Genomic DNA, 11902 nt, shown 5'->3' with positions numbered 1-11902 from the left:
TCAGAGGGCACTCATGAACGGTGACGGGTTTTTGCCTCTATCCACCGTCCTGACCTGTGCAAAGCAAGTTGCGCGCCACCGCGTTCAGTCGGCGGGGGCGGGGCCGCGCAAAACGAACGTCATGCCGGCGCTTTCATACAAGCGCCGGGCCCGGGTGTTGGACTCCAGCACCTTGAGGTCCACAAAGGCCTCGCCGCGCTGCTTGAACACCGCAAAGGTGTGCAGCAGCAACGCCCGGCCAAGCCCCTGCCCCTGGGCGGCGGGGTGTACGGCCAGGTTTTTGATGAACGCACTGGTCCAGCATTGCGACACCCCCAGGATGCCCTCGGCGTTGCTCGCCACCAGGCACAGCGTGGGGTCGAACTCGGCGTCGCTCGTAAACTGCTCGCGCCATTGCGCCAGCGGCGGGACGCGGCCGCCGCCCTGGTCTTGGGTGTGGCGCAGGACGGCGTGAATCGCCGGGGCCAACTCCTCGCGGTAATGCTCCAGCCGCACCGCCGCTGGCCAATGGGGCGTGGGCAGTGGCGTGGTGAGGTCGCGGCGCAGCAGTTGGAAATACTCGGCCAACGTTTACATACCCTGCTCGGTGACGGTTTGCGCGGCGACCAGCAGGCACTGGGTCAGGTCCGGCGAGGAAAACTTGGTGAGCACGGCATTGGCCCCGGCCAGGCGGGCTTTTTCGCTGTTCATGGCACTGTCCAGCGAGGTGTGCAGCAGCACGTACAGGTCCTTGAAATCGGGGGTTTCGCGCAGGGTGCGGGTGAGGGCGTAGCCGTCCATTTCGGACATCTCGATGTCCGACACCACAATGTTGATCTGCTCGGCGGTGCCTTGCAGTTCCAGCAGGCTGTCGATGGCCTCTTTGGCGCTGCGGGCGGTGTGGCATTGAAGGCCCAGGTTGCGCAGGGTGTGCACCGATTGCTGCAGGGCCACTTGGCTGTCGTCCACCACCAGGATGCGCGCGTTGCCGAGCACCTCGGCTTCTTCCATGGTCAGGTCGGTGGGCGCCGCCTCGATGGGTGCCGGGGCGATGCCGTGGATGACTTTTTCGATGTCCAGCACCTGCACCAGCGTGCCGTCCACCTGGGTCACCCCGGTGATAAAGGCCCGGTTGCCGCCCGAGCCGTAAGGCGGCGGGCGGATGTCGGTGGTCAGGCAGTGCACGATCTTGCTCACCGCCTGCACGTGCAGGCCCTGCTTGGAGCGGCTCACATCGGTGACGATCAGGCAGCCGCCGTTGGGGTCTTCCAGCGGCCGCTCGCCCAGCGCCCGGCTCAGGTCGATCACCGACAGCGACGTGCCGCGCAGGGTGGCGATGCCTTTGACGTGCGGGTGCGACTCCGGCAGCTTGGTCAGCGGCGGGCAGGGGATGATTTCACTGACCTTGAGCAGGTTGATTGCCATCAGCTTGCCGCTGCGCAGCGTGAACAGCAGCAGCGAGAGCGAGTCTGCGCGGGCTTGGGTGGTGGACATAAAAACCTTCTGGGTCACGGAGGACGATCTATAGAGGGTTATCGACCCCGGCGGCCCAGGCTTTAGGGCCTGGGCCTGGAAAGTCGGCGGGCCTCAGCCTTTCCACACCTGGGGGTTCACCAGGTCGCGCGGGCGCTGGCCCAGCAGGGCGCTGCGCAGGTTTTCCAGGGCGCGGTTGGCCATGGCTTCACGGGTTTCATGGGTGGCCGAGCCGATGTGCGGCAGGGTCACTGCGTTGCTCAACTGGAACAGCGGCGACTGGGCCAACGGCTCCTGCTCGTACACGTCCAGCCCGGCGCCGCGAATGCGCTGGTCTTGCAGGGCCTGGATCAGCGCGGGCTCATCCACCACCGGGCCGCGGGCGATGTTGATCAAGATGGCGCTGGACTTCATCAGCGCCAGCTCACGGTGGCTGATGAGGTGGCGGGTCTTGTCGCTCAACGGCACCACCAGGCAGACAAAATCGGACTCGGCCAGCAACTGGTCGAGGCTGCGAAACTGCGCGCCCAACTCCTGCTCCAGCGCGGTCTTGCGGCTGTTGCCGCTGTACAGGATCGGCATGTTGAAGCCCAACCGGCCCCGCCGGGCCACGGCCGCGCCGATGTTACCCATGCCCACGATGCCCAGGGTCTTGCCGTGCACATCACAGCCAAACAGCGGCGCGCCGACGCTGGCCGTCCACTGCCCGGCCTTGGTCCAGGCGTCCAGCTCGGCCACCCGGCGCGCGCTGCTCATCAACAAGGCAAAGGCCAGGTCGGCGGTGCTTTCGGTGAGCACGTCCGGGGTGTTGGTGAGCATGATCCCGCGTTCGTTGAAGTAGGCCACGTCGTAGTTGTCGTAGCCCACCGACACACTGGACACCACCTCTAGCTTGCCCGCGCCTTCCAACTGCGCCCGGCCCAACTTGCGCCCCACCCCGATCAGCCCGTGGGCATGCGGCAGGGCTTCGTTGAACTGCGCGTTGATATCGCCGAGCTTGGGGTTGGGGGCGATGACGTCGAAATCCTGTTGCAGGCGTTCGATCATCTGCGGGTTGACGCGGCTGAAGGCAAGGACAGTCTTTTTCATGGCGGGCGGGCTCATCGACTACGGAACAATGGTGAGCACGCTAACATTCCCGGGGGGGATTGTCAGGGGATTGCACCGCCCTCAGACACCGGCTCCACGGCCGGCTCAGTTGGCGATGCGGGTTGCGCCCAATGCGCCGGTCAGTTCATACGCGGCCAATTCGGCCTGGTGCGTGGCCAGGATCTCGGGCAACGAGCCGCGCAGGTATTCCACCCACGTCTTGATCTTGGCATCCAGGTACTGACGCGAGGGGTAGATGGCGTACAGGTTCAGCTCCTGGGAGCGGTAGGTGGGCATCACGCGCACCAGGCTGCCGTTGCGCAGCGCTTCGATGGCCGCGTACACCGGCAGCAGGCCGACGCCCATGCCGCTGATGATCGCGGTTTTCATCGCGTCCGCCGAATTCACCAAAAAGGGCGAGGTGTTGATGGCCACGCTTTCCTGGCCCTCGGGCCCGTTGAACGACCATTTGTCCAACTGCACCACCGGGCTCACCAGGCGCAGGCAGGCGTGGTTGAGCAAGTCGCTGGGGCGGTGGGCGCAGCCGTTGGCCTTGACGTAGGCGGGTGAGGCGCACGCGATGCTGTAGGTGATGCCCAGGCGCTGGGACACAAAGCCCGAGTCCGGCAGTTCGCTGGCGAGCACGATGGATACGTCGTAGCCCTCGTCGAGCAGGTCGGGCACGCGGTTGGCCAGGGTCAGGTCGAAGGTCACGTCCGGGTGGGTGCGGCGGTAGCGGGCGATGGCGTCGATCACAAAATGCTGGCCGATACCGGTCATGGTGTGCACTTTGAGCTGCCCGGCGGGGCGGGCGTGGGCGTCGCTGGCCTCGGCTTCGGCTTCCTCGACGTACGCCAGGATCTGCTCGCACCGCAGCAAGTAGCGCTTGCCGGCTTCGGTGAGGGCGATACGGCGAGTGGTGCGGTTGAGCAAGCGGGTTTGCAGGTGCGCCTCAAGGTTTGAGACGGCGCGCGAGACGTTGGCGGTGGTGGTGTCCAGTTGCACGGCGGCGGCGGTAAAACTGCCGGCTTCGGCCACGCAACTGAAGGCGCGCATGTTTTGCAAGGTGTCCATTAAGGTGCTCTCAGGGGAGATGGCAAATTGTGACACGAAGTTGCAGCGCCCGGTGATGCCACGCCCGCGATTATCGCCCGAACGGTAACAAAGATTCGCAGGAATGCCATCTTATCGCCATTCGGGCCCGCCCCTAGAATTGCCGCGATCGCCACCCCCTACCTTCAGGAAGTCGCAGCAGTGCCGCGTCGCATCAGCAGAGAGCTGAAGACTCTCAGTGTTTGGGCCTTATCGTTAGCTGTCAGCGGGTGCATCGGAACCGGCGGCATTGCCCCCCAAGGCAAGGCGCTCGTCGCCAATACCCTTGCAACGGATGAGTCAATCAACACCGCCACCCGGGACGCCCATTGGCCCGACGCCCAGTGGTGGCGAGCCTATGGCGACCCCCAGCTCGACCGCTGGGTCGATCACGCCGTGCAAGGCAACCCGAGCCTGGCCATGGCCGCTGCTCGTGTGCGCCAGGCGCAGGCACTGGCCGGGGTGGCGGAGTCTGCCGAGTCGCTGCAGGTTAATGCCGATGCCGCCCTCAAGCGCCACAACTGGTCTGGCGATCAGTACTACGGCCCGGGCGAGTTGGGCACCACCACCACCTGGGACAACAACGCCACCCTGGGCCTGAGCTACGCGCTCGACCTGTGGGGCCGTGAAAGCAACGCCACCGAACAGGCGCTGGACCTGGCCCACCTGAGCGTCGCCCAGATGCGCCAGGCCCGGCTGGAATTACAAGACAACCTGGTGCGCGCCTATATTCAGCTGTCGCTGCACTTCGCCCAGCGCGACATCGTCGCCGCCACCCTGGCCCAGCAACAGCAGATTCTGGACCTGACGCAAACACGCCTGGCCGCGGGCATCGGCACGCATCTGGAGGTCAGCCAGGCCCAGGCGCCGTTGCCGGAAACCCACCGCCAACTTGATGCCCTGGACGAAGCCATCGCCCTGAGCCGTAACCAGTTGGCGGCGCTGGCGGGCAAAGGGCCGGGGGCGGGCGCGCAGTTACAGCGCCCCAGCCTGTCGCTGGGCGCGCCCCTGACATTGCCGTCGCGCCTGCCCGCCGAGCTGTTGGGCCAGCGCCCGGATGTGGTCGCCAGCCGTTGGCAAGTGGCGGCGCAGGCCCGGGGCATCGACGTGGTTCGCGCCGGTTTCTACCCCAACGTCGACCTGGTGGGCAGCCTCGGCTACCTGGCCACCGGCGGCGGCCTGCTGACGTTTCTTGCGGGCAAGAAATCCAACTACACCGCAGGCCCGGCCCTGAGCCTGCCGATCTTCGACGGCGGCCGCCTGCGCGCACAATTGGGCGAGGCCAGCGCTGGGTATGACATCGCGGTCGCCCGCTACAACCAGACCCTGGTCAATGCTCTCAAAAGCATCAGCGACCAATTGATCCGCCGCGCGTCCATGGACACGCAGCAAACCTTCGCGGCCCAGTCGGTGGCCTCGGCGCAAAACACCTACGACATCGCCATGGTCGCCTATCAACGCGGCCTCACCGACTACCTCAATGTGCTCAACGCCCAGACCCTGCTGTTTCACCAACAACAGGTGCAACAGCAGGTGCAGGCGGCGCGCCTGAGTGCGCATGCCGACCTGGTGACCGCCCTGGGCGGTGGCCTGGGGGCCGGCAGCGATGTACCGCCCGACCCGCAGACGCGGCCGGGCAAACCCCCGGCGGCGCTCGCCGTGTTTGACCACTGAGTAGACCGCCATGACTTCCCTGCCTGCACCGCTGCGCTGGCTGCATTCCCTGGAATGGCGCCGTGGCTTTTTTGAATGGGCGCGCAGCGACGGCGTGACCTGGGTGTACCTGTTCAAGATGCTGCTCGCGGCGTTTCTGACGCTGTGGCTGGCGATGCGCCTGGAGTTGCCGCAACCGCGCACCGCGATGATCACCGTGTTTATCGTAATGCAGCCACAAAGCGGCCAGGTGTTCGCCAAGAGTGTCTACCGCTTTCTCGGCACGCTGGCGGGCTCGGCGGTGATGGTGCTGTTGATCGCTTTGTTCGCGCAAAACACCGAGCTGTTTTTGGGCGCGCTGGCGATCTGGGTGGGCCTGTGCACGGCCGGTGCCACGCGTCACCGCAACTTTCGCGCCTATGGTTTTGTGTTGGCGGGCTACACCGCGGCCATGGTCGGCCTGCCGGTGTTGGCGCACCCGGAGGGCGCCTTTATGGCGGCGGTGTGGCGCGTGTTGGAGATCTCTTTGGGCAGCGTGTGTTCCACGCTGGTCAGCGCCGCGATCCTGCCGCAAACCGCCAGCGCGGCGATGCGCAACGCCCTGTACCAGCGTTTTGGCCTGTTCGCGCGGTTTGTCACCGACGGCCTGCGCTGGCGCCACCCGCGCGAGGGGTTTGAAAGCAGCAACGTGCGTTTCATCGCCGAAGCGGTGGGGCTGGAAGGGCTGCGCAGCGTGGTGGTGTTCGAGGACCCGCACATGCGCCGGCGCAATGGCCGCTTGATGCGCATGAACAGCGAGTTCATGAGCCTCACCACCCGCTTCAACGCCCTGCATCAGTTGCTTGAACGCCTGCGTCGCGACGGCGCCGACACCGTGGAGGCGGCGGTCCAACCCGGGCTGCACACCCTGGCCGAGCTGCTCGACGGTTTTTCCGCTCGCGCTCTCACCACCCCCGACGCTGCGCGCCTGGCCATTGAAGTGAGCCGTTATAAAGACGCGCTGCCCGCCGAAGTCCGCCGCCTGCGCGCCACCTTTGAGCAAGGCCAGCCCGACGACGCCGCGCAGTTGGATTTTCACACCGCCTTCGAGCTGCTCTACCGCTTTGCCGAGGATTTGCACAGCTACGCGCAGACCCACGCGTCCCTGGCCGAACACCGCCACGACCGCGAGCGCTGGAACGAGCCCTACACCCCCAAGACCAACTGGTTGGCCTGCGCCGCGTCCGGGTTGCGCGCCGCGTTCATCCTGCTGCTGCTCGGCGGTTACTGGGTGGCCACGGCCTGGCCCAGCGGCGCCACCATGACCCTGGTCGCCGCGGCAACGGTGGGCTTGTCGGCGGCCTCGTCCAACCCCAAGCGCATGGCGTTCCAGATGGCGTGCGGTGCGTTGATCGGCGCCGTCGCGGGCTTTGTCGAAATGTTCTTCGTGTTCCCCAATATCGAGGGGTTCGCGCTGTTGTGTCTGATGCTCACCCCGGTGATCGTGTTGGGCGCGTTTATGACCTCGCGGCCCCGCTACGTCGGGGTCGGCATGGGGCTGTTGATCTTTTTCAGCATTGGCTCGGTGCCGGACAACCTCACGGTCTATGACCCTTACACCTTTATCAACGACTACCTGGGCATGGTCATCGGCATGCTGGTGTGTGCGGCGGCCGGGGCGATTATCCTGCCGCCCAACAGCCCGTGGCTGTGGCGCCGCCTGGAGCAGGATGTGCGTGAGCAAGGGGTGTTTGCCATCAGCGGCGCCCTCAAGGGCCTGGCCTCGCGTTTTGAAAGCCGCACCCGCGACCTGCTGCACCAGGCCTACGGGTTCGCCACCGGGCAACCGCAGGTGCAGCGCGACCTGCTGCGCTGGATGTTGGTGGTGCTGCAGGTCGGTCATGCCGTGATTGAGTTACGCAAGGAGCAGGCTGCGCTGCCGATGCACCCGGCGTACGCCGAGTCCCAGCCGTGGCGCCAGGCCATCCGCGTGATGGGCCGTGCGCTGGTGCGCCTGTTCCGGCAGCCCTGCGCCGGCAACCTTTCGCGGGCGCTGATAGCGGTGGACCAGGCGATCAACCAGGTGCAGGCCAGCGATGAACCCGTTGCCCCGCACTTCGACACCTCGCCCCTGCGCCGGGTGAAAAGCTACCTGCACTTTATCCGCACGTCCTTGCTGGACCCCCAATCGCCACTGGCCGCGCTGGCGGCCCAAGGAAGCCTCGATGCCGCGTGAGATCGCCTTTCATGGCCTGTACATGCCCACCGTGACCCTGATGTTTCTGGTGGCGGCGGGGCTGGCCTGGGCCGTTGACCGCTGCCTGGCGGGCTTTGACCTGTACCGGTTTTTCTGGCACCCGGCGCTGCTGCGCCTGAGCCTGTTCTTTGCTCTTTTTGGCGCCCTGGCGCTGACCGTCTACCGTTGAGAATGCCCCGATGAAAAAGTTTTTCAGCCTGCTCGCCACCCTGTTGGTCCTGGCCCTGGCGATCTGGATCGGCCGCCTTTTATGGGTGCAGTACATGCAATCGCCGTGGACCCGCGATGGCCGGGTGCGTGCCGATGTCATCAACGTGGCGGCCGACGTCACAGGGGTGGTGGTCGACGTGCCGGTACGTGACAACCAGTGGGTGAAAAAAGGCGATTTGCTGATGCAGATCGACCCCGAGCACTACCAGCTGGCCGTCAAACAGGCCCAGGCGCTGGTGGCCTCGCGCAAGGCCACCTGGGCGATGCGCAAGGTCAACGCCAGCCGCCGCGCAGACCTCGATGCGCTGGTGATCTCCAAGGAAAGCCGCGAAGACGCCAGTAACATCGCCGACGTCGCGCTGGCCGAGTATCAACAGGCCCAGGCGCAACTGGAGGCCGCCGAACTGAACCTCAAGCGCACCCACGTGCTGGCGGCCGTGGACGGCTACGTCACCAACCTTAACGTGCACCGTGGCGACTACGCGCGCATCGGCGAGGCAAAGATGGCGGTGGTCGATAGCCACTCGTTCTGGGTCTACGGGTTTTTTGAAGAAACCAAGCTGCCGCACGTCAAAGTCGGTGACAAGGCCGACCTGCAACTCATGAGCGGCGAGACGCTCAAGGGGCACGTAGAAAGCATCTCACGCGGCATTTACGACCGCGACAACCCCGAAAGCCGCGAACTGATCGCCGATGTGAACCCAACCTTCAACTGGGTACGCCTGGCCCAGCGCGTGCCGGTGCGGATTCACATCGATGAAGTGCCGGACGGCGTGCTGCTGGCGGCGGGCATCACCTGCACGGTGATCGTCAACGAAAACCGGTGATGCGCGTGGGGAGTGCAGCCGCGCCAGCCTCCACCGGGTTAATCGCGTGTGCCCGCAGCATCAGGCCTGGCAGTAGGTTTCATGCAGGTGGCGCCACAGCACGCGACCGTCGGCCTGGCGTTCGAACACCGCCGTGGCGCGCCGGTCGGTGCGGGTGCCGCTGGCGTCCACTTGGTATTCACGGTAGGTCACCAGGTTTTCGCCAAGACTCTCCAGCTCGCTCAAGGTAATTTTGAGCCCCGGCCGCTGGCCGCCAAGCCGGGTAAACAGCGCCTTGAGGCCAAATGCATTGACCCGCGTGCCGGTGGCCGGGGCGATCATCGTGAACGCGGGCGAGAAACGCGCGAGCAAGGTGTCCAGCGTGCCCTCGGGGGCGACGCCTGAGAACCATTGCTCGATCTCGATGTGGGTCTGGATGACTGCTTCAAAAAAATCGTTGTGATCAATCATCGTGTGTACTCGGTATCAGACGTTAAAGTGGCTGATGACATTCACCAGGACAGGAGAACAAGGTTTAAGGCGATTGTTGGCATCAGGCTGTTTTAAGTCCTCTACTAATGCCGTCAACAGATCGCTATCCGTTACCTCAAGATCGTCCTCCATGCCGTACTCAAAAAGCAGTGTGTCCAGGATGGCTTTTCGCGCACTGAATAACGCTCGGTTGTTTTCGCGACAGTCACCCAAGTTCAGTACCCGAATGGAAGTGACGGCCCTTGGGCTCAATCCTTCAACCCGACCGGACAGGTAGAATTTCAGCTCCGTTTCGCACTCTTCCATCAACGCGGTCAGTGGCAGAATCTGATGCCCATGGGCTTTGCCGCACTGTCTGGCATGGTTGCAACTGGCGACCATGTTGGCGTAATCCAAGGTGCGATGTTGAGCACCGTCCTGGGCGTCGACATGTTCGTTATGAGCGGTATCGAATGTGATTGCATGGCAGCAATAAGCGCACAGGCCGTGCTGTTCTTCAATGCAGGCTTGGCGGATGGGCGCTCTTACTTCATGGGTCAAGTCCGCATACCGGCCCCGAGGGTTGTTTCGCTTCCATTGAGTCAGTGCGGCAGGTTCATCGGTCTTGGTAATTTTACGCACTGCGCAGCTCCAGTTTACGGATCAGGAGAGCGGCTTTGGTCAGTTCGATATGGCCAGGTGGCAAGTCGGCGGACAGTTCTTCAAAGAGCCTCTTGGCTTCTTTCAGTTCTTTGTCTTGCAGTAGCTCCAGCAAACGGTCCAGACGGGCTTGAACTTCGCTGTTACGTACATCCGTGTCCATCACGTCAAGCAGTACTTGGTTCGCGTCCAATCCATAGAGGCCGTTGCGCTCTTGCAACTCGCCGTCGTCAAGCACGTAGCACAGCACGTCCTTGGTGTCGCTGATGACCAACGGGGAGTGGGTCGTCAGGATGAACTGGCAGTTGGGGAAGGTTTCGGTGAGTTGATGGATAAGGCGTCGTTGCCATTTTGGGTGCAGGTGCAGATCAATCTCGTCCACCAACACGACGCCCGTACCATGAAGCGGATTTTCGAGTGCCGGATTCAGGATGGCGAGACGTCGGGCAATGTCGCCGACGAGTGCCAGCAATGATCGTTCACCTTGGGACAATTGCGTGACGCTAAAAGGCTGCCCTGATTTGTCGATCATCATATGCAAATGAGGGTGACGTATGACGCGAAGATTGCTGAACCCTGGCATAAACATAGAAATAGCGTTGCGCACAGCGGTGAGCTGAATGTCGCGAGACAGTGCGTTGACCGCTTCAATTTCCTTCCAGAGCGCTGCATCTTTATCCAGCTTTTTAGACAGTTCTGACATCGCCAATGAAGAGATGCCACGTTCGTTTTCTATATCTTCACGGTCGCGGAACCATTCAAAAAAAAGACTGAAATTGACGCCGCTGTTTAAGGATTTATCGTACCCATTGAGTTGGTCAATTTTGATTTTTTTTGCCGAAACCAGGGGAATACTCAGGACAGACCGTTCTACGGGGTAGTAAGCAATCAGGGGTAAAGACACGTTGCCATCAATCAGTGTCAACGTATCTTTATAAAAGTCCGCCAAGCGTTGCGCCTGTGCAAGATGACTTCGGGCGAGCACTTTGCGACCCTGGAGCGTTTTCGTCAGGCTCCATGAAAAGTTGGCATCGTTATCTCGGGCACTTGTCGCTAACGAGCATATTTCAATTTCAATAGCCGCTGTTACAGCGCCGTTGTGGATCAGGTCTTGATCAATCGCATTACCGCGACCAGCCTGCGTACGAAGATTTTCCACAAACCAACTTAACGACGTCGCCAACGATTTCAATAATGTCGTTTTGCCTGAACCGTTGTTTCCGATTAACGCCGTGACCTTCGACGGGTGCGTTTGGGTGGGGGCAAAGGCGACTTCAAGGTCGTTAAAACGACCGACATTTTGCAGTCGTATTTTTCTGATTTCCATCGCATTACCCTTTTAGGGCCAGTCGGTTTCGAGATACAGGCGGCGATTATGGCACTCATCCTGATTTTTGGTAGGTGAGCCTAATCGCGGCTTATAACATCCTTTGGAGCCCAAACCGCTTTTTCAACACCCACTCCAACACCCCCTTGGGCAGCAGCGCCGCCAGCAAAGGCAGCGCTCGGCTGCCGTTGCCCGAGCGCAGCAGGCGGGGGGGCTTGGGGTGTTGCGCGGCCTTGAGCACGTCGGCGGCAAAGGCGTGGGCCGGGGTGGGTTTGTTTTGGGAGGCCTGGCTGCGTGCGCGGATGCCTTCGCGCATCGGCCACCAGGGCGAGTGTTCGCCGATCAGCCGTTCGGCCTGGGCGCCGGCATTTTTGGCAAAGTGGGTGTCGATGGCGCCGGGCTGTACTTCCATCACCCGCACGCCGAATGGCGCCAGTTCCATGCGCAGCGCATCGCTGATGGCGTGTACGGCGGCTTTGGAGGCGCAGTAGGCGCCGGCGAACGGGGTGACTAGCACGCCCGAGACGCTGCCGATGTTCACCACCAGGCCCTTGCGGCGGCGCAGGGCGGGGAACAGGGCACGGGTCACGCCGACGAGGGCGAACACGTTGGTTTCAAACTGGCGTTGCAGGGCCTCGGTGCCGCCGTCGAGCAGCGGGCCCATGGCGCCGTAACCGGCGTTGTTGACTAAAACGTCCAGCTCGCCCAGTTGCGCGGCCAGTTGTTCAAGGGCCAGCGGGTCGTTGACGTCCAGTTGTACCGCGTTAAAGCCCGCTTCGGTCAGGGCGATGACGTCGTGGGTGCGGCGGGCGCTGGCCCACACTTCGTAGCCTGCGGCCTTGAAGGCATCGGCCAGGGCGCGGCCGATGCCGCTGGAGCAGCCGGTGATCAGTACGTTGGGCATGC

12 protein-coding genes are annotated in these 11902 nt (G+C 63.2%); 4 read left to right on the top strand and 8 right to left on the bottom strand.

Annotation, left to right across the window (positions count from 1 at the left end; translation table 11 throughout):
• Window positions 1–84 precede the first annotated feature (84 nt).
• The 4 genes from ACW9H9_RS06245 to ACW9H9_RS06230 all read right to left on the bottom strand — a co-directional run bounded on the left by ACW9H9_RS06245 (window position 85) and on the right by ACW9H9_RS06230 (window position 3615).
• Entirely contained in the window at window positions 85–567 is a 483-nt protein-coding gene (locus tag ACW9H9_RS06245) for a GNAT family N-acetyltransferase (protein WP_457342185.1), read from the bottom strand.
• 3 nt (window positions 568–570) lie between these two features.
• Window positions 571–1473 carry a chemotaxis protein CheW gene (locus tag ACW9H9_RS06240; RefSeq protein WP_457342186.1) on the bottom strand — a complete coding sequence of 301 codons (903 nt, stop codon included), beginning with the start codon at window positions 1471–1473 and terminating at the stop codon, window positions 571–573.
• Between the two features lie 93 nt (window positions 1474–1566).
• Window positions 1567–2541, bottom strand: a complete 975-nt coding sequence (locus ACW9H9_RS06235) for a 2-hydroxyacid dehydrogenase (RefSeq protein ID WP_457342187.1) — start codon at window positions 2539–2541, stop codon at window positions 1567–1569.
• Window positions 2542–2646: 105 nt separating this feature from the next.
• Window positions 2647–3615 carry a LysR family transcriptional regulator gene (locus ACW9H9_RS06230; protein ID WP_457342188.1) on the bottom strand — a complete coding sequence of 323 codons (969 nt, stop codon included), beginning with the start codon at window positions 3613–3615 and terminating at the stop codon, window positions 2647–2649.
• 180 nt (window positions 3616–3795) lie between these two features.
• Between ACW9H9_RS06230 and ACW9H9_RS06225 the strand changes: the two genes are divergently transcribed.
• Genes ACW9H9_RS06225 through ACW9H9_RS06210 form a run of 4 tightly spaced genes read left to right on the top strand, consistent with a single transcriptional unit; the run spans window position 3796 to window position 8559 of the window.
• Complete coding sequence (locus ACW9H9_RS06225; protein ID WP_457342189.1) at window positions 3796–5307, top strand: efflux transporter outer membrane subunit; 1512 nt, start codon at window positions 3796–3798, stop codon at window positions 5305–5307.
• Window positions 5308–5317: 10 nt separating this feature from the next.
• The gene (locus ACW9H9_RS06220) at window positions 5318–7501 is read left to right on the top strand and encodes an FUSC family protein (protein ID WP_457342190.1); all 2184 of its coding nucleotides are present in this window, start codon (window positions 5318–5320) and stop codon (window positions 7499–7501) included.
• Window positions 7491–7691, top strand: coding sequence for a DUF1656 domain-containing protein (locus tag ACW9H9_RS06215; RefSeq protein ID WP_457342191.1), 201 nt, complete (start codon window positions 7491–7493; stop codon window positions 7689–7691). The genes ACW9H9_RS06220 and ACW9H9_RS06215 overlap by 11 nt, the downstream gene beginning before the upstream one ends.
• Window positions 7692–7701: 10 nt before the next feature.
• The gene (locus tag ACW9H9_RS06210) at window positions 7702–8559 is read left to right on the top strand and encodes an efflux RND transporter periplasmic adaptor subunit (RefSeq protein ID WP_457342192.1); all 858 of its coding nucleotides are present in this window, start codon (window positions 7702–7704) and stop codon (window positions 8557–8559) included.
• Window positions 8560–8619: 60 nt separating this feature from the next.
• Here the strand turns inward: ACW9H9_RS06210 and ACW9H9_RS06205 are convergent, their stop codons facing one another.
• The 4 genes from ACW9H9_RS06205 to ACW9H9_RS06190 all read right to left on the bottom strand — a co-directional run bounded on the left by ACW9H9_RS06205 (window position 8620) and on the right by ACW9H9_RS06190 (window position 11900).
• Window positions 8620–9009 carry a nuclear transport factor 2 family protein gene (locus ACW9H9_RS06205; RefSeq protein ID WP_457342193.1) on the bottom strand — a complete coding sequence of 130 codons (390 nt, stop codon included), beginning with the start codon at window positions 9007–9009 and terminating at the stop codon, window positions 8620–8622.
• A 15-nt stretch (window positions 9010–9024) separates the two neighbouring features.
• The gene (locus ACW9H9_RS06200; RefSeq protein WP_457342194.1) at window positions 9025–9651 is read right to left on the bottom strand and encodes a TIGR02646 family protein; all 627 of its coding nucleotides are present in this window, start codon (window positions 9649–9651) and stop codon (window positions 9025–9027) included.
• On the bottom strand, window positions 9644–10996 hold the full coding sequence (locus ACW9H9_RS06195) for an AAA family ATPase (protein ID WP_457342195.1): 1353 nt from the start codon (window positions 10994–10996) through the stop codon (window positions 9644–9646). The genes ACW9H9_RS06200 and ACW9H9_RS06195 overlap by 8 nt, the downstream gene beginning before the upstream one ends.
• Before the next feature lie 91 nt (window positions 10997–11087).
• Entirely contained in the window at window positions 11088–11900 is an 813-nt protein-coding gene (locus tag ACW9H9_RS06190) for an SDR family oxidoreductase (RefSeq protein WP_457342196.1), read from the bottom strand.
• Window positions 11901–11902 lie beyond the last annotated feature (2 nt).

It is taken from the genome of Pseudomonas sp. SDO5215_S409, assembly GCF_054071325.1.
This window is presented reverse-complemented; position numbering and strand designations above follow the sequence as displayed.